This is a genomic window from Aeromicrobium sp. 9AM (genome assembly GCF_902506105.1).
Taxonomy (GTDB): Bacteria; Actinomycetota; Actinomycetes; order Propionibacteriales; family Nocardioidaceae; genus Aeromicrobium.
Window position 1 is genome coordinate 781365 of the sequence record NZ_LR733303.1, and the last position, 17790, is coordinate 799154.

General features: G+C 68.9%; 17 protein-coding genes. 8 read left to right on the plus strand and 9 right to left on the minus strand.

Annotated elements, in window-relative coordinates:
- The first annotated feature begins 63 nt into the window (after positions 1–63).
- Entirely contained in the window at positions 64–1140 is a 1077-nt protein-coding gene (locus BOSE46_RS03900; RefSeq protein WP_159538437.1) for an ABC transporter ATP-binding protein, read from the plus strand.
- 75 nt (positions 1141–1215) lie between these two features.
- Here BOSE46_RS03900 and nagB read toward each other — a convergent pair whose 3' ends face one another.
- The 7 genes from nagB to BOSE46_RS03935 all read right to left on the minus strand — a co-directional run bounded on the left by nagB (position 1216) and on the right by BOSE46_RS03935 (position 8654).
- The gene (nagB, locus tag BOSE46_RS03905) at positions 1216–1986 is read right to left on the minus strand and encodes a glucosamine-6-phosphate deaminase (protein ID WP_159538439.1); all 771 of its coding nucleotides are present in this window, start codon (positions 1984–1986) and stop codon (positions 1216–1218) included.
- Positions 1974–2906, minus strand: a complete 933-nt coding sequence (locus BOSE46_RS03910; protein WP_159538441.1) for an ROK family protein — start codon at positions 2904–2906, stop codon at positions 1974–1976. Before BOSE46_RS03910 ends, nagB begins: the two co-directional genes overlap by 13 nt.
- Positions 2903–4339, minus strand: a complete 1437-nt coding sequence (locus tag BOSE46_RS03915) for a glycoside hydrolase family 3 N-terminal domain-containing protein (protein ID WP_159538443.1) — start codon at positions 4337–4339, stop codon at positions 2903–2905. Before BOSE46_RS03915 ends, BOSE46_RS03910 begins: the two co-directional genes overlap by 4 nt.
- The gene (locus BOSE46_RS03920) at positions 4336–5154 is read right to left on the minus strand and encodes a carbohydrate ABC transporter permease (RefSeq protein ID WP_159538445.1); all 819 of its coding nucleotides are present in this window, start codon (positions 5152–5154) and stop codon (positions 4336–4338) included. Before BOSE46_RS03920 ends, BOSE46_RS03915 begins: the two co-directional genes overlap by 4 nt.
- Positions 5151–6053 carry a carbohydrate ABC transporter permease gene (locus BOSE46_RS03925; protein ID WP_159538447.1) on the minus strand — a complete coding sequence of 301 codons (903 nt, stop codon included), beginning with the start codon at positions 6051–6053 and terminating at the stop codon, positions 5151–5153. The genes BOSE46_RS03920 and BOSE46_RS03925 overlap by 4 nt, the downstream gene beginning before the upstream one ends.
- Positions 6054–6215: 162 nt before the next feature.
- The gene (locus BOSE46_RS03930; RefSeq protein WP_159538449.1) at positions 6216–7469 is read right to left on the minus strand and encodes an extracellular solute-binding protein; all 1254 of its coding nucleotides are present in this window, start codon (positions 7467–7469) and stop codon (positions 6216–6218) included.
- 66 nt (positions 7470–7535) lie between these two features.
- The gene (locus BOSE46_RS03935) at positions 7536–8654 is read right to left on the minus strand and encodes an ROK family transcriptional regulator (protein ID WP_236551607.1); all 1119 of its coding nucleotides are present in this window, start codon (positions 8652–8654) and stop codon (positions 7536–7538) included.
- Between the two features lie 190 nt (positions 8655–8844).
- Between BOSE46_RS03935 and BOSE46_RS03940 the strand changes: the two genes are divergently transcribed.
- The 7 genes from BOSE46_RS03940 to dusB all read left to right on the plus strand — a co-directional run bounded on the left by BOSE46_RS03940 (position 8845) and on the right by dusB (position 15872).
- The gene (locus BOSE46_RS03940) at positions 8845–10230 is read left to right on the plus strand and encodes a glycine--tRNA ligase (RefSeq protein ID WP_159538451.1); all 1386 of its coding nucleotides are present in this window, start codon (positions 8845–8847) and stop codon (positions 10228–10230) included.
- A 25-nt stretch (positions 10231–10255) separates the two neighbouring features.
- A complete protein-coding gene (locus BOSE46_RS03945) occupies positions 10256–10843 on the plus strand; it encodes a hypothetical protein (RefSeq protein ID WP_159538453.1) in 588 nt (195 codons plus the stop codon).
- Positions 10844–11174: 331 nt separating this feature from the next.
- Positions 11175–12098, plus strand: coding sequence for an ABC transporter ATP-binding protein (locus BOSE46_RS03950; RefSeq protein ID WP_159538455.1), 924 nt, complete (start codon positions 11175–11177; stop codon positions 12096–12098).
- Entirely contained in the window at positions 12095–12874 is a 780-nt protein-coding gene (locus tag BOSE46_RS03955) for an ABC transporter permease (protein ID WP_159538457.1), read from the plus strand. The genes BOSE46_RS03950 and BOSE46_RS03955 overlap by 4 nt, the downstream gene beginning before the upstream one ends.
- A 17-nt stretch (positions 12875–12891) precedes the next feature.
- Positions 12892–13992 (plus strand): sensor histidine kinase, encoded by a 1101-nt coding sequence (locus BOSE46_RS03960; protein ID WP_201299513.1) that lies wholly within the window; start codon positions 12892–12894, stop codon positions 13990–13992.
- Complete coding sequence (locus tag BOSE46_RS03965) at positions 13989–14603, plus strand: response regulator transcription factor (protein ID WP_159538461.1); 615 nt, start codon at positions 13989–13991, stop codon at positions 14601–14603. Before BOSE46_RS03960 ends, BOSE46_RS03965 begins: the two co-directional genes overlap by 4 nt.
- 117 nt (positions 14604–14720) lie before the next feature.
- Entirely contained in the window at positions 14721–15872 is a 1152-nt protein-coding gene (gene dusB / locus BOSE46_RS03970; protein ID WP_159538463.1) for a tRNA dihydrouridine synthase DusB, read from the plus strand.
- 75 nt (positions 15873–15947) lie between these two features.
- Here the strand turns inward: dusB and BOSE46_RS03975 are convergent, their stop codons facing one another.
- Both BOSE46_RS03975 and BOSE46_RS03980 read right to left on the minus strand, forming a co-directional pair.
- On the minus strand, positions 15948–17255 hold the full coding sequence (locus tag BOSE46_RS03975) for a PH domain-containing protein (protein WP_236551609.1): 1308 nt from the start codon (positions 17253–17255) through the stop codon (positions 15948–15950).
- Complete coding sequence (locus tag BOSE46_RS03980) at positions 17248–17739, minus strand: PH domain-containing protein (RefSeq protein WP_201299514.1); 492 nt, start codon at positions 17737–17739, stop codon at positions 17248–17250. The genes BOSE46_RS03975 and BOSE46_RS03980 overlap by 8 nt, the downstream gene beginning before the upstream one ends.
- Positions 17740–17790: the final 51 nt, after the last annotated feature.

Below are 17790 nucleotides of genomic sequence, written 5' to 3' on the forward strand. Positions count from 1 at the left end.
CACGTAATTCACCCATCACTCGGATCGTCCGGCACGTACCTGCCGGTGAAGGGAAACATCAGCATGTCTTCAGTAACGTTCGAAAAAGCCACTCGCGTCTTCGCGGGTCAGGACCGCCCAGCGGTCAATGAGCTCGACCTCCACGTCGAGGACGGTGAGTTCCTCGTCCTGGTCGGCCCCTCCGGCTGCGGCAAGTCCACCTCCCTGCGCATGTTGGCGGGCCTCGAGGAAGTCGACGAAGGTCGCCTGCTCATCGGTGACCAGGACGTCACCGATCTGCCGCCCAAGGCCCGCGACATCGCGATGGTCTTCCAGAACTACGCGCTCTACCCGCACATGACGGTCGCCGAGAACATGGGCTTCGCGCTCAAGATCGCCGGCGCCAACAAGTCGGACATCAGCAAGCGCGTCGCCGAGGCGGCCGCGATGCTCGACATCACCGACTACCTCGGCCGCAAGCCCAAGGCCCTGTCGGGTGGTCAGCGGCAGCGCGTCGCCATGGGCCGCGCCATCGTGCGCTCGCCCCGCGTCTTCCTGATGGACGAGCCGCTGTCCAACCTCGACGCCAAGTTGCGCGTCCAGACCCGCACGCAGATCGCCCAGCTGCAGCGCCGGCTCGGCACGACGACGGTCTACGTCACGCACGACCAGGTCGAGGCCATGACGATGGGTGACCGCGTGGCGGTGCTCAAGGACGGCGTCCTGCAGCAGTGCGCCGCGCCGCGCGAGATGTACGACCGCCCGGCCAACCTGTTCGTCGCCGGCTTCATGGGCTCACCGAGCATGAACCTGATGGAGCTGCCGGTCGTCGACGGCGGGGTGAGCTTCGGTGACCTCGTCGTGCCGGTCGCCCGCGACACCCTCGCGACCGCTGATGCGGCCAGCGTGACGCTGGGCATCCGGCCGGAGAACCTCGTCGTCAGCGACAGCGGCCTCAAGCTCGAGGTAGACGTCGTCGAGGAGCTCGGCGCCGACGCGTACGTCTATGGGCGTGCGAACGTCGGTGGCTCCGAGCGCACCATCGTGGCCCGGGCCGACTGGCGCAAGCCGCCGGCCAAGGGCGAGACGATCTTCCTCGCTCCGGACGACGTGTCCGCGGTCCACGTCTTCGCCACTGACTCGGGCCAGCGCCTGAGCTGACGCCTCTGGTCCTTGAGCTTGTCGGAAGGTCCTTTCGACAAGCTCAAGGACCGAGTCCGCCCAAGCAGCTTCGGCTCAGAATCGTTGCCAGTCGGGCTTGTTGTCCCAGGCCTCGCGGTAGTAGTCGGCCAGCCGCAGCTCGGTCGCTGCGGCCTCGTCGATCACGACGGTGGCCCGGGGGTGCAGCTGCAGGATCGAGGCCGGGCAGAACGCTGACACCGGGCCCTCGACGGCCGTCGCGACCGCACTGGCCTTGCCAGACCCGGTGGCGATGAGCACGAGATGCCCGGCGCCGAGGATCGTGCCCAGGCCCTGCGTCAGGACGTGCCGGGGCACGTCGTCCATCGAGTCGAAGAAGCGGGCGTTGTCCTCGCGAGTCTGGCGTGTCAGGGTCTTGACCCGGGTGCGCGACGCCAGGGACGAGCCGGGCTCGTTGAACCCGAGGTGGCCGTCGGTGCCGATGCCGAGCAGCTGGACGTCGACCCCGCCTGCATCGGCGATGGCCGCTTCGTAGCGAGCCGCCTCCGCGGGGATGTCCTGCGCCTCGCCGTCGGGGCCGTCGACCCGGTCCAGACCTGCCTCGTCGGTGAACTCGCGACGGATGACCGAGTGGTAGGACTCCGGGTGCGTACGGGGGAGTCCGACGTACTCGTCGAGCAAGAACGCCCGGCACTCGGCCAGGCTGAGCGCGCCCTCACGGCGGCGGCGCACCAGCTCCCGGTACGCGGGGAGCGGCGACGAGCCCGTGGCCAGGCCGAGGACGGCGCCCGGACGTACGTGCGAGACCACGATGTCGGCGACGAGAACCCCTGCCGCGTCCGGGTCCGGGACGATCACGACCTCCACGAGCCAGCCTCCTCGTCTCCCGCACCCAACAGTGCGGCGCCCAGTGCACCGGCCGGATGTCCGGCCGGCAACCACCGTACGCGTTCGGCGATGCCGGCGAGGCGTCCCAACGACGTGTTCTCGTCGCTGCGGAGCTTGTGCAGGATGGCGTCGCGCAACGCAGGAGTCGCCGACACCACGCCTCCGGTCACCAGGACGCAGGTGACGTCGACGCTGTAGGCCAGCAGGCTGATGGCCTGCGCGATCCCAGACGTCAGCTCGTCGCGGATCCGCACGGCGTCGAGGTCGCCGGCATCAGCGGCGTCGAACAGCTCGGCCGCGGTGCCGGCCCACTGCCGGCGTACGCCACTGCCTGACGCATACAGCTCGAGGCAGCCTCGGCGCCCGCACGGGCACAATGGCCCGGTCGGGTCGTGCACGAGATGCCCGATCTCTCCGGCCATGCCGCGCGATCCGTGCCGCAGGCGGCCGTCGAGCAGGAGCCCGGCGGCGATCCCGGTGCCCACGTTGAGCAGGGCGAGGTCGTCGACGTCCGATCCGTGCTCTCGGAGCCACTGCAAACCGCCCAGCGTCGCGGCCTTGACGTCGTTCTCCACGGTGGTCGGTGTGCCACCGGTCCCGGCGGAGACGGCGGCCGCGAGCTCGAGGGGGTTGCCGTCGAGGCCCAGGTTGACCGCATGCGTCACGGCGCCGCCGTGGACGATGCCGGGCACGCCGAGCCCGATGCTGACGATCTCGGCGTCGGCCGGCAGCGCTGACCGCAACGCCGTCACCATGTCGAGCGCGACGGCCACGACGCCGTCCGCGCCCTTGCGGGTCGGGTGCGTGGCCTCCGTGACGATGTCGTGCGGCTCGTGCGCAGTGACGGCGATGCCGTGAACCGTCGTGCCGCCGATGTCGAGGCCGAGCCGGATCTTCATCGCTCTCCCCGCATCGTCATGGCCAGTGCATCGGTGAGCACGGTGGCCGACCCGTACGTACGCACCACACGGTCGTACGCGTCGAGCGCCGGATCGGGCCAGCCGAGCTCCACCAGGACGGTACGTGGATTGGTGGCGAGCTGCTGCCGGATCCAGTCCCAGACCTCCGGGACTGCGGTGGCGCGGCGGACGACGACGGCGACCTCGCCGTCGAGCACGCCGGTGTGGATGACGTCGTCGGCGGTCAGGTCGAGGAGATCACCACCGAGCTCCAGTAGGCCCCACGTCGTCTCGCCGACCGCGAGGTTGGTGCCGGTGTCGATGCGGACGACCGTCGCCGGGCCGTCGAGGCGGGGCGCGCCGGCGACCAGGCCTGCGGCGACCTGTTCGGCCGCCTTGCGGGCCGCGGTGACGACCTCCTCGGAGTCGTCCGGCACGGTGATGCTGCTCCACGTCTCGCGAAGGACGTCGACGCGCTTCGCCGCTTCGGCGAGCCGGCTCAGCGGCAGCTCGCCGGCATCGACCGCCCGGCACACCGCCTCGACGGCTTCCTCGATGGCGCGCGGCGAGTCGGTCTGCTCAGGACCGAGGCACAGCAGGTCGGCCCCGGCGGCGAGCGCGAGCACCGCCGCACCTCCGATGCCGTGCACGGCGCTCGCTCCGGCCATGTCGAGCGCGTCGGTGACGATCACGCCACCGAAGCAGAGCTCGTCACGCAGCAGCCCGGTCAGCACGGCGCGACTGAGCGTCGCGGGTTCGTGGTCGTCGAACGCCTCCAGCAGCACGTGCGACGTCATGACGGTGGCGGCGGTGTCGACCACCGCGGCGAACGGTACGAGCTCGCGGGAGCGGAGCAACTCGGCCGAGGCGCTGACGCGGGGGAGGCCCAGGTGCGAGTCGGCGCTGGTGTCGCCGTGACCGGGGAAGTGCTTGACCGATGCCGCGACGCCCTGCGAGGCGAGCCCTTCGACGTACGCGACGGTGTGCCGGGCGACGAGTGCCGGATCGGCGCCGAAGCTCCGCGTGCCGATCACGGGATTGGCGGGGTTGCTGTTGATGTCGGCGCTCGGGGCGAGGTCGAGCCACACCCCGGCCCGTGCCAGCTCGGCGCCGATCCCGGCGGCGATCACGTGCGTGGTGTCGACGTCGTCGTACGCGCCGAGGGCGGCATTGCCGGGGTAGGGGCTGCCCTCGCGGGCGTGCAGGCGCGTGACGTCGCCGCCCTCCTCGTCGAGCGCGAGCACCGCGGTCGGGTCGACCCGCCGCACAGCGCGAGCGAGGTCGGCGAGGTCCGACGACGGTGCCATGTTGTTGCCATAGAGGCAGATCCCGGCGAGACCCTCGGCGTACGCCGTGGGCAGCCAGTCGGGCACCTCCGGACCGGCGAACGCGCCGAGCATCACACCGTACGCGAGCCTTCGCAGCTGGCTCATCCCTTGACCGCCCCGCCGACCATGCCCGAGGTCATCCGGTTCTGCACGATCATGAACAAGATGATGACGGGTGCCGCGACGAGCGTGGCGCCGGCCATCACGGCGGGCCAGTCGACTGCCTCGTTGGAGACGTCGGTCAGGCCCTTGAGCCACAGCGGCAGGGTGCGGTTGGACGGGTCCATCACGACGACCGCGAGGGTGTACTCGTTCCAGGCCTGCAGGAAGCCGTAGACGCTGCTCGCGACGAGGCCGGGGGCCAGCAGCGGGAACGTGATCGTGAAGAACGCGCGCGTACGGCTGCAGCCGTCCGTCATCGCGGCCTCCTCCAGGTCGATCGGGATGCCGTCGACGAACCCGCGCAGGATCCACACCGTGAACGGCAGGATGAGCGCGGTGTAGAGCAGGCCGAGGCCCACGACGCTGTTGAGCAGGCCCCAGTCGTTGAGCATCTTGTACTGGGAGATGAACAGGGCCTCGGGCGGGATCATCTGGATCGCGAGCACCGTGAAGATGAACGAGCGCCGGCCGCGGAACCTGAACCTGGAGATCGCGACCGCGGCGACGAACCCGCAGAGCACCGCGGCGACGATCGCCAGCAGGGTCACGGTCAGGCTCAGCTTGAGCGAGTCGACGAACGACTCGTCGAACACCCGGCCGAAGCCGGACGCGCTGAAGTCGGGCAGGAACGACGGGTTGGGGGAGCGGAGCGCCTTAACGGGCTGGAACGCGCTGTTGGCGATCCAGTAGACCGGGAACGCCCAGATGAGCGCGAGGACGATCGCGACGGCGCCCCACAGGCGGGCTCGGGCGTTCATCGGGGTTCCTCCTTGAGCAGGGACCGCACGTAGCGGAAGGTCAGCGCGAGCGTCAGCACCAGGACGAACATGGCCATCGCGGACGCGGAGCCGTAGTCGTTCTGGCCAATGCCGATCGAGTAGATGTAGGTGCCCAGCAGGTGCGTCTCGCTCGGGGTGCCGCCGACGTTCTGCAGGAAGTTGATCTGCGCGAACACGCGCAGGTCCCACACGAGCTGCAGCAGCATGACGATCGTGAGCACGGGCTTGATCGTGGGGTAGACGATGTGGCGGAACCGCTGGATCGCGGTCGCTCCGTCGAGGTGGCTCGCCTCGATCGTCTCGTCCGAGACCTGCGTCAGCGCCGCGTACGCCGTGAAGGCGACGAACGGCACGCTCATCCAGATGATGATGACGCTCGCGACGAAGAAGAACGAGAGCGGGTCGATGAGCCAGTTGTGGCCGTCGAAGCTGGCGAAGCCGAGCTTGCGCAGCGACCAGTTGACCAGGCCGTAGCGGGTGTCGAACAGCCACTGCCAGGCCGTCATCGCGGCAATGACCGGCATGGCCCAGGCCAGCAGCATGCTGACCTGCAGGATCAGCCGGGGCGCCGTCGCCACCCGCTTCATGAGGAGTGCCACGAGGATGCCGACGACCATCGTGATCGAGGCGTTGACGAGGCAGAACGCCAGGGACCGGGCGATGACGGTCCACATCGTGCGGTCGGTGACGAGCTCGCGATAGTTGTCGAGGCCGACCCACGGGGCGGGCTGGCCGAACTGCTGGGCGCGACCGAACTCGTGGAACGACAGGACGAGCTGCCGGCCCAGGGGGTAGGCCATGCCGACGACCAGCACGAGGATGGCCGGGACCAGCAGGGCGTACGGTCCGGCCTTGCGCCTCAGACGTGTGCTGCTCATGCGGTCCCTCCCTTCCTGATCATCGTCGTGACGTGGTTTCGAGTCCCCCTACTCGCAGAGCTCGTGGGGGTGCCCCCACCGGCCGCGGGCGGCCTCCGCACCTCAACCACCGCTGGTTGAGGTGCGAAGCGAGCTCTGCGAGCGGAGCCTCGAAACCATGTCCTACTTGTTGAGTGCTGCGTTGAGCTTGTCGTCGGTGGCCTTGGCCGCCGAGGCGACGTCATCGCCACTGGCGATCTTGCCGAAGAACTCCTCCATGACGCTGGCGCTCTCGACCGATGCCCACTCCGGCGATGCCGGGGTCAGCTTGGAGTTGCTCGCCGCTGCGACGGCAGCCTTGGCGAACTCGTCGTCGCCCATCAGGCCGGTGAACGAGTCGTTGGCCGGGCCGAGGCCGTTCTTGGCCAGCTGCTCCTGGAACTCGTCGCTGTAGATCAGCTTGAGCAGGTCGAACGAGAGGTCCTGGTTCTTGGACTTCGCCGAGATGCCCAGGTTGGAGCCGCCGGCGAACACCGGAGCGGCGCCGCCGTCGACACCCGGGAGCGGGAAGCCGCCGAGGTCCTTGGCCAGCTTCTCGTCGACACTCCACCGCGCCCAGCTCGGCGCCATGAACATCGCGGCCTCGCCGTTGTTGTAGGCGGTCCAGGGCTCGGCGTCCTTGCCGTCCTTGGGTGCTGTGGTCGCCTTCTCGTACAGACCCTGCAGCTCGGTCAGGCCCTTGATGCTCTCGGGCGACGACAGGGTGGCGACCCACTTGCCGTCCTCCTGCTTGGCGATGTCACCGCCGTTGGCGAAGATCCAGCTGATGCCGTTGCGCCAGTCCTGCCCCGGGAGCCAGAAGCCGGAGAACTTCGAGTTGCCCTCGGACTTGAGCTGGGTCGCGGCCTTGTTGAAGCCCTCGAGCGTCGTCGGCACCTCGATGCCGGCGTCCTTGAACGCCTTCTTGCTGTAGAAGATGTAGCGCGAGCCCCAGTAGTAGGGGACTGCGGAGACCTTGCCGTCGTACGTGCCGGCCTCGACGAAGCTCTTGGGACCGATGTTGCTGCCGAGGTCTTCGAGCTTGTCGGTCAGGTCGGTGAACGCGCCGACGCTCGTGAACGTCGCGGCCTGGGTGTTGCCGACCTCGACGACGTCGGGCGTCTTGTCGCTCTGGAGAGCGGTGTTGAGGCGGGGGATGAGCTCACCCCAGTCGATGTGCTGCACCTTGAGGTTCTTGCCCTTGTGCTGCGCGGCGAACTCCTTGACGAGCCAGTCCTCCACCTTCTTGGGGGTGTCCTCCTTGCCGGCGAGCCACAGGGTCACGGTGTCCGAGCCGCCCTCTGCCTTGTCGCCGTCACTGCTGCCACCACAGGCGGCGAGTGCGGTCAGGGCGAGGGCTGTTGCCGCCGTCGCTGCCGCGATCTTGGTGAACTTCATGAGTTGTCCTCTTTCGGGTCGTTCCTGGTCGTACGTCGTGGAGTTGGGCCGGACTGTGGGTGCAGGTCACACCACCCCTAGCTCGCGGTAGCGCACGAGCGCGGCCGCGCCCGTGAGCACGAGCTCGTCGGCGAGCGGGGCCAGGCGGATCTGGACGCGCTGGGCGACGAAAGGAAGGGTCTGGTGGGCGAGCGCGCTGCGTACGGCGTCGAGGAGCGGGCCCTCGAGCAGCTCGGCGGGACCGTAGAGCACCACGTCGGCGATCCCGAGGGTCGTGACGACCGGGGTCAGCACCGAGGCGAGCCGGGTGCCGACGTCGGCCCGCGCGGCGTCGCTGTCGAGCTGGCGCAGGGCAGGTGCGGCGAGGAACGTCTCGAGGCACCCGCGGTTGCCGCACGCGCACTGGCGACCCTCGGGGTCGACCACGACGTGGCCGATCTCGCCGGCCGACTGCAGGGGACCCGAGAGCGCGCGGCCGTCGATCATGACGCCGCCGCCGACGCCCTGGCCGATCGTGAGCAGCAGCAGTCCGCCGTCGTCACCCGCGCCGAACGCGCTCTCGGCGACCGCTGCGACGTTGGCGTCGTTTCCTGCGTGCACGGGAAGGCCGATGCGGGTGGAGAGCTCGCCGGTGAGGTCGAGGTCGGTCCAGCCCAGGTTGGGTGCCAGGACGACGGTGCCGTCGCCGTCCACGATGCCCGGCGTGCCGATGCCGACGCCGAGGATCCGGCGGCTCGTCGCGTCGCGCAGGCGGATCGCGAGATCGGCGATCACCGAGAGGTCGTCGCCGCGGACGAAGGGGACCTGCTCGCGAGCCAGGATGTTGCCGTCGAGGTCGACCACACCGCCGGACAGCTGGCCGTCGGCGGACAGGTCGAGCGCGATCGTGACGGGGGCGTCCCCCGAGAGCCCGACCAGCGTTGCGGGCTTGCCCATGTGGGTGCCGGGCCTGGTGCCCAGCTCACTGATGAACCCTTCGTCGATGAGCTCGGCCACCAGGTCGGAGATCGTGACCCGCGTCAGGGACGTCTCGCGGGCGAGGTCGGCACGGCTCCGCGCGCCGTCGTCGACGAGCTGCTGGAGGATCAGCGCGCGGTGATGCCGCCGGGTGTCGGCGGGGCGTACCTTGCCGACGGGTCGACGGCCGGCAGTGCTGCGCGTTCGGGCCTCATTGATCTGGGTCACATAGTTAATAAAGCGTACTAACAAAGTCGGGGTCAAGGGATTCCGGCAAGAAAAGCGGGGAATGCCTCAGCAGCGCCCGCCGCTGGGCGTGATTTCCCGGCCGACTAAAGTGGGTCGAACCCTCGGGCGTACGTCATCACGATGACTGCACAGGCCCGCCGACACCCAGCCGGATTGGAAACACCTCCCCATGGCATCGACCGTCGACAACGTCATCAGTCTCAGCAAGCGCCGCGGCTTCGTCTACCAGTGCGGGGAGATCTACGGCGGCACCAAGTCCGCCTGGGACTACGGCCCGCTCGGTGTCGAGCTCAAGGACAACATCAAGCGCCAGTGGTGGCGCTCGATGGTGCAGGGCCGTGACGACGTCGTCGGTCTCGACTCGTCGGTCATCCTGCCGACCGACGTCTGGAAGGCCTCGGGCCACCTGTCGGCGTTCGTCGACCCGTTGGTCGAGTGCCGCAACTGCCACAAGCGCTACCGCCAGGACCACCTGCAGGAGGCGTACGCCGAGAAGAAGGGCCTCGCCGATCCCGACGAGGTCGGCATGGACCTCATCGTGTGCGCCAACTGCGGCACGCGCGGAGAGTGGACCGAGCCCCGCATGTTCAACGGGCTCCTCAAGACGTACCTCGGCCCGGTCGAGTCCGAGGAGGGGCTGCACTACCTGCGTCCCGAGACGGCACAGGGCATCTTCATCAACTTCGCGCAGGTCATGACTACGTCGCGCAAGAAGCCGCCGTTCGGCATCGGCCAGATCGGCAAGAGCTTCCGCAACGAGATCACGCCGGGCAACTTCATCTTCCGCACCCGCGAGTTCGAGCAGATGGAGATGGAATATTTCGTAGCCCCTGGGACCGATGAGGACTTCCACGAGTACTGGATCAAGGAACGATTTGATTGGTACGTAGGGCTCGGCATCGATCCTGACAACCTGCGCCTCTACGAGCACGCGCAGGAGAAGCTCTCGCACTACTCCAAGCGCACGGTCGACATCGAGTACCGCTTCGAGTTCGCCGGTTCGACCTGGGGCGAGCTCGAGGGCATCGCCAACCGCACCGACTTCGACCTCAAGACGCACAGCGAGCACTCGGGCAAGGACCTGCAGTACTTCGACCAGCCCAACAACGAGCGCTGGACGCCGTACGTCATCGAGCCCGCAGCGGGCGTCAACCGTTCGATGATGGCGTTCCTGATCGACGCTTACGTCGAGGAGGATGTGCCCAACGCCAAGGGGGGCACCGACAAGCGCGCCGTGCTGAAGCTCGACAAGCGCCTCGCGCCGGTCAAGGCCGCGGTGCTGCCGCTGTCCCGCAACGAGGATCTCTCGCCCAAGGCGCGGGCCCTCGCGGCCGAGCTCCGTGGCTTCTGGAACGTCGACTTCGACGATGCGCAGGCCATCGGCAAGCGCTATCGCCGGCAGGACGAGATCGGTACGCCGTACTGCATCACGGTCGACTTCGAGACGCTCGACGACCAGGCCGTCACGATTCGTGAGCGCGACTCGATGACGCAGGAGCGCATCGCGCTGGACCAGGTCACCTCGTGGCTCGCGGCGCGCCTGCCCGGTTGCTGATCCGCTGGTGAGCGACAATCGGCACGTGTCGCCAACCAAGATCGTTGCTGCCGTTGCGTCAGTCCTGCTCGTCGCAGGCTGCTCGGGGTCGTCGGACGGCGGTGACAAGAAGTCCGACGCCGTGCCGGTGCCCAAGGGCTTCGACCTGCCTGCTGGGGTCACGCTGACCAAGGGCGGCACGACGCTGACCGAGGACAAGCCGGCGAGCGTGATCTACCAGGTCGGCGACAAGGCGGCCAGCGCGATCACGGTGACCGTGTCGTCGGTGCGCAAAGGCTCGATCAAGCGAGACTTCGCGTTCTTCTCCCTCGACGACGAGAGCAAGGCATCGAGCCCGTTCTACGTCGACATCACGGTCAAGAACGAGGGCCCCGCGGGGCTCGGTGGTGCGGCGCTCCCGATCTACGCGCACGACTCCAGCAACACCAACCTGCCGGCCAACCAGATCGTCGGCACGTTCAACCCGTGCCCCCGCCCGACGCTGCCCAAGACCTTCCTGCCCGGCTCCACTGCCAAGCTCTGCCTCGTCTACCTGGTCCCCAAGGGCAAGGCCCTGCAATCGGTCGACCTGCAGACCGGTTCAGCCAAGGACGCCATCACCTGGACGCCATAGGACCGTGCTGGACTCGCTGCGGAAGGACGCGGTGAGGGATGCAGGCTTGCTGGTGCCATCGCGGTGAGGTGTTGAGCCTGCTGCGGGAGGGCGCCGAGCTCAGGGGTCCGTTATGGCCCGTCGACGAGCCGGCGACGCGGCGCGAGACGACGACGTTGCGACGCTTGTCGATGGGCGATAACTGACCCGTGAGCGCTGGTGAGCGCCTGGCGCCGTGAGGTGAAGGCGCGAACGCCGGGAGGCCGAACCACCGAATCGCATGACACCTGTCATGGGGGACTCGTGACCGAAGGTCGAGGGTCGAGGCCTCGAAACCGCAGACAGTGAAGGCATGAACTCTTCCATTCCTGCCGTCAGCATCGACGGCGTCGTCAAGAGGTTCGGCGCGGTCACTGCGGTTGACGGCCTGAGCCTGCAGATCCAGCCCGGCGAGGTCGTGGCCTTCCTCGGCCCCAACGGCGCCGGCAAGACCACGACGGTCGACATGATCCTGGGCCTGTCCACCCCGACCGAGGGTTCGGTCCAGATCTTCGGCGGCGACGCACGCAAGGCCGTGGCCCTGGGCCGGGTCGCCGCCGTGATGCAGACCGGCGGCCTGCTCAAGGACTTCACGATTCGCGAGACCGTCGAGCTCACCGCCTCGCTGTTCAGGCCGTCCCGGCCGGTCGACGAGGTGCTCGACCGCGCCGGCATCCTCGACGTCGCGGACCGCATGGTCGGCAAGGCGTCAGGAGGCCAGCAGCAGCGGCTGCGATTCGCGCTCGCGCTGCTGTCCGACCCCGACCTGCTGATACTCGACGAGCCCACGACCGGCATGGACGTGCAGGGGCGCCGTGAGTTCTGGAACGCGATCCGTTCGGACGCCGCTGGCGGTCGTACGACCGTGTTCGCGACGCACTACCTCGAGGAGGCCGACGCCTACGCCGACCGCATCGTCCTGGTCCGCAAGGGCAAGATCGTCGCGGACGGCACGGCTGCCGAGATCAAGGCGCTGGCCGCCGGGCGTACGGTCAGGGCGACCCTCGAGGGAGCCGACACCGACGCGTTGGCGAAGGTCGCTGGCGTCGACTCGGTCGACGTACGCGGTGACTCGGTCCTGGTCCACGGATCCGACAGCGACGCGATCGCGCGCTACCTGCTCAACCACACCACAGCGCGCGACCTGGAGATCACGTCGCGCAACCTCGAAGACGCCTTCATCGCCCTGACCGGCGACGGCGCCGAGGTCCGGACCCCCGAAGGAGCACTCGCATGACCACCATGGCAACCACGCGTACGATCCCGCCGCTCGGCGGCTTCTCACCGGCGTTCCTGCGCCTGGAGTTCCGCCGCATGCTGCGCAACCGCCGGTCGGTGATCTTCACCTTGATCATGCCGAGCGCGTTCTTCCTGCTGTTCGGCACCGACGGCAAGTACAAGACCGAGTCGGCGGGCCACGGCAACGTCACCGCGTACGTGATGGTCAGCATGGCTGTGTACGGAGCGATGATCGCGACGACCAGCGGCGGCGCGATGGTCGCGACGGAGCGCGCTCTCGGCTGGAGTCGTCAGCTGCGGCTGACCCCGTTGCAGCCGGTGGCGTACGTCGCGGTCAAGGTCGCGGTCGCGATGACGATGGGCCTGGCGGCGATCGTCGCCGTGTTCATCGTCGGTGACCTCTCAGGCGCCGAGCTGCCGTTCGGAAGGCTCTTGCTGTGCGGCGTGCTCGGCTGGCTGTGCACGCTGGTGTTCGCGGCGTTCGGGCTGTTCATGGGCTACCTGCTGCCGAGCGAGAACGTCATGCAGCTGCTCGGTCCTTCATTGGCGCTGCTGTCCTTCGCCGGCGGGTTGTTCGTGCCGCTCAACCAGATGAGCGACGTCTTCGCCGACATCGCCAAGTTCACCCCCGCGTACGGCGTCGGTGTCATCGCCCGCTGGCCGATGGAGCACGACGGCAACGTCGCTCTCGCCGTCGTCAACGTCCTGGCCTGGGTCGCGATCTTCGTCGGCGGTGCGGCGTGGCGGATGAGCAAGGACACGAAGCGAGTCTGATGACTAGCCTTGGCCCCGTGGCCACACACGACACCGACCCCCAGGACCGCGCCCGCTTCGGGCGCCTCCTGGGGGCCGGTATCTGGCTGTTCTTCCTCGGCAACCCGTTGGGGGCCCTGTTCCGGAACGACAACCAGCTCGAGCGCTACAGCGGTGTCGTCGCTCTGGTCGTGTTCGTCCCGGTCTACCTCTACGGTCTGGGCCAGATCCCGCGGTTCCACATCGAGCGCAGGTACCTCGCCGCCTGGACGTACGTCTCGGTGCTGCTGGCCTGCTTCGCCGTCACGATTCCCGGCGCCGGCGACCAGTCGATGACGTGCCTGGTGTTCATCTCGGCCTTGGCTGTGGCGATCCTGCCCAAGTGGCAGGCGGGCGGGGTGGTCGTCGTGACGTTCGCGGCGATCACCGCGGCCGGCTTCTGGGTCGACGGCTGGTCGGCGCACGGCAACAACTTCGCGGTGCTCCTGGCCGCAGCGGCTGTGTGGTCGTTCCGCCTCGCCTGGCAGCGCCAGGCCAAGCTCATGGCGGCCGAGCGCGATCTTTCCGAGCTGGCCGTCGAGGAGGAGCGCGCCCGCATCGCCCGAGACCTGCACGACATCCTGGGCCACTCCCTGACGGTCATCTCGGTCAAGGCCGAGCTCGCCGAGCGGCTGTTCGACGACGATCCCGTACGCGCGAAGGCGGAGCTCGAGGACCTGCAGCGGCTCTCCCGCGACGCACTGGCCGACGTACGTTCGACCGCCCAGGGCATCCGCGGCATCTCGTTGCCGGGTGAGATCGCGTCCGCACGCATGGCGCTGGAGTCGGCCGGGATCGAGCCGCTGCTGCCGACCGTTGCCGACGAGGTGCCGTCGAGGTGGCGCGAGCTGTTCGCCTGGACATTGCGCGAGGGCGTCACCAACGTCATCCGGCACAGCGAGGCGTCGACGTGCGAGGTCGAGCTCGACGCCGATCGCATCCGCGTGACCGACGACGGTCGCGGACCCTGCCCCGACGACGGCAGCGGCAACGGTCTCGAGGGGTTGCGACAGCGTGCCCGGCTCGCCGGGGCGACTGTGACGACCAGCGCCGGCCCTGGTGAACGCGGCTTCTCGTTGACGGTGACGGTGCCGGCATGATCCGCCTGCTGCTGGCCGACGACCAGGCACTCGTGCGCGGTGCCCTCGCAGCGTTGCTCCAGCTCGAGGACGACCTCGAGGTCGTGGCCGAGGTGTCCCGCGGCGACGAGGTCGTCGACGCGGCTCGCGAGAGCACACCTGATGTCGCGCTGCTCGATGTCGAGATGCCCGGCATCGACGGTCTCGCGGCAGCACGCCTGCTGCGGGATGCCGTGCCGACGTGCCGCGTCCTGATGGTGACGACGTTCGGGCGGCCGGGCTACCTCAAGCAGGCGATGTCGGCGGGCGCGAGTGGATTCGTCGTCAAGGACACCCCGGCCAGGCAGCTCGCCGACGCGGTCCGCAGGGTGCACAGCGGACTGCGGGTCGTCGACCCGACACTCGCCGCCGAGTCGCTGACCCAGGGCGACTCGCCGTTGACCGAGCGTGAGGCTGACGTGCTGCAGGCCGCACGGAGCGGTGGCACGGTCGCCGTGATCGCCAAGACGCTGTTCCTGTCCGAGGGCACGGTGCGCAACCACCTGTCCAGCGCGATCGGCAAGACCGGCGCCCGTACGCGCGCCGAAGCCGTACGCGTCGCCGTCGACAACGGCTGGCTCCTCCCGCACTGACCCGTCGGGCGGTGACCTAGCGCCCAAGCAGATCGAGGGGCGGTGACTTAGGGCCCAAGAGGTCGGCGCAGGTGGGCCCTAAGTCACCGCTTCGGGGTTAGGAGGAGGCCTGAGACAATGGGTGGCATGTCCACCGCCACGCTGCCGCGCACGCTCCGGCTCGGGGACCTCGAGGTCCCCAACCCGGTCGTGCTCGCGCCCATGGCGGGTGTGACGAATGCGGCGTTCCGTCAGCTGTGCGCCGAGCAGGGCGCCGGCCTGTACGTCTGCGAGATGATCACCTCTCGAGGCATCGTCGAGGGCGACAAGACGAGCCTCGCGATGCTCACCTTCGCCGCCAACGAGACCTTCCGATCGGTGCAGCTCTACGGCATCGACCCGCACACGATCGGCCGGGCCGTCGAGATCCTGTGCGCCGACCACGGCGTCGACCACGTCGACCTCAACTTCGGCTGCCCGGTCCCCAAGGTGACGCGCAAGGGCGGGGGAGCCGCACTGCCCTGGAAGGACACCCTCCTCGGCGAGATCCTCACAGCCTCGGTGAAGGCCGCGAGCCCGTACGGCGTGCCGGTCACGATGAAGACCCGAAAGGGCATCGACGACGACCACCTGACCTACCTCGATGCCGGTCGCATCGCGCAGGACACCGGGTGCGCCGCGATCGCGCTGCACGGGCGTACCGCGGTGCAGCACTACTCGGGCCGCGCCGACTGGCAGTCGATCGCCGAGCTCAAGGCTGCGGTCGACATCCCCGTGCTCGGCAACGGTGACATCTGGGAGGCCGCCGACGCGATCCGCATGGTCGAGGAGACCGGTTGCGACGGTGTCGTGGTGGGGCGTGGCTGCCTCGGCCGTCCCTGGCTGTTCCGTGACCTCGCCGCGGCGTTCGCCGGCGAGCAGGTCGTGGAGCTGCCGACGCTGGGCGAGGTCGCCGGGGTCATGCGCCGGCACGCCGAGCTGCTCGGCGACCTGATGGGCGAGGAGCGCGGCTGCATCGAGTTCCGCAAGCACATTGCTTGGTACCTCAAGGGATTTGCTGCCGGCAAGGACGTACGCAGCCGGCTCGGCATGGTGTCGTCGTACGCCGACCTCGACGACCTCCTCGGCCGGCTCGACCCGACGGAGTCCTACCCGCTCCACGAGCTCGGCACGCCCCGCGGCAGGCAGGGCACGCCCAAGAAGGTGTCGGTGCCTGACGGCTGGCTCGACTCGCGAGACATCGTCGTGCCGATGGATCCCGACGCCGAGGACGGCACCTCAGGCGGCTGAGTCTCCCCGAGATTTGGAGTCAGATGCACCACCGAAGCTGTTCGCGTGGTGCATCGCGATCCAAATCTCGGTGCGTTAGGCCCGAGCTGCGCGAGCGCGGTCGAGCTGGGCCAGCACGATCGCTCGGGCGTCGCGCTCGTCGAGGTTGCGGCCGTCGGCATCGACGGGGCCCTGTGGCGTGTGCACCTCGATCGTCGCGAGTCGTCGGCGGCGCTGCAGTGGTCCCTGCCGCAGCTCGACGGACTGCGTCTTGTGGTGCGGGACGATGCTGGTCGTGCGCTCGATCCAGCCCTCGCGGGCCACGAACGTACGCTCGTTGGCGCCGACCCATCGATAGCGCCAGCCGATCGGGGCGAACATGCGCGAACGCTTGGGCGCCGCGGTCTGCGGCACGTCGTCGACGGCCGATCCCGGGATGAGCTCGGCGATCACGGCATCGGCCAGGATCCGGTCGGAGATCGGCAGCAGGATCGACGACGAGTCGACCCCTTCGTCGTCACCGTGCGCGGCATAGCCGGCGATGTCGACCTCGAGCCGCAGCCAGCCGAACCTGCGCCACACGAACGGCTCCTTGATCGCGATGCCTTGGACCCGCGAGAACGGGATGGTCTGGGACGTACGCGACAGCAGCCCACGCTCGATGCGCAGACCACCTTGACCGCGGGACAGGGTGAAGTCCCACTGCTGCAGGATCCGCTTCGCGATGATCTGCGCGAGCCACGTGCCGAGCGGGATGATGCCGCCAAGCGCGACGACGAACTCGCCGAACCAGATCGCGCCGACGATCAGCACGATCGAGCCGATGGCAGCGAAGAGGAAGTCCAGCGAGAGCACCGTGCCGATCATGACGCGCTCGGGCGGCACCACCGTGATGATCGTGCGCTGCTCCTCGACCGCTTCGCCCTCGTGCGTCTCACCGTGTGCTCGCGCCAGCAGCACCCGGCGCAGGTCGCGCGCATCGGCGAGGGCGAGGAAGCGCAACGACGTACGCGAGTCCTTGCCGCCGGCCATCTCGATCCGCAGCTCGGCGAGGCCGAAGACGCGGGCGACGAGTGGCTCGGCGATGTCGACGGACTGGATGCGTTCGTACGGGATGCGGCGTGACGCCTTGGTGACGATGCCGCTGTTGATGCGCAGCTCGGTGCCGTCGATGACGTAGCGGGTGAAACGCCAGCTCAAGTAGCCGACCAGCATCCCGACGACGAGCCCACCGCCGAGGGAAATCACCAGGCTGAGCACCGCGCTCATGTCGCCCCAGCCGTCGCCGGTGAAGATCGAGCTGATCAGGCCGAACGACGCTGCGGCGGCCCACAGTGCGCCCTGGACGACCGACGTCAGTGGATGCGTACGGACGCCGACGGCCTCCGGCTGGACGTCAGACACCGGCACCATGGGCCTCGCCGAGCTCCGTCAAGCGGTTGCGCAGCCGCGTCGCCTCGGCTGCCGGCAGGCCCGGTATGTCCGCCGCGGTCTCGGCGCTCGCGGTGTGCAGCGTGACGGTGGCGACGCCGTACGCCCGGGCGAGCGGCCCGGCCTCGACGTCGACGAACTGCATGCGTCCATAGGGGATCGCGACGAGGCGCTTGAACATCACGCCGCTCGTCACGAGCAGGTCGTCGTCGTTCTCCGTGTAGCCCCAGCTGCGCTGGTTGCGACCCGCCCACGCCCAACCCCACACCGCGCCGACGAGCGCGAGCGCGATCAGCAGTGCGCCGATCCACCGGAGGTCGGAGAGCATGAGGAGCAGCAGGACGCCGGCAAGGGCGATCACGCTGACCGGGATCAGGATCAGGATGCGCCGGATCGTCGCGAGCTTGGGCGAGACGCGCTGCCAGGTGCCTGACGGGGGAGTGAAGAGTTCGTCCACGTCGCGACCTTACGCGGAGCGCCCGCCGTACGTGTGCACGGCGGGCGCTCC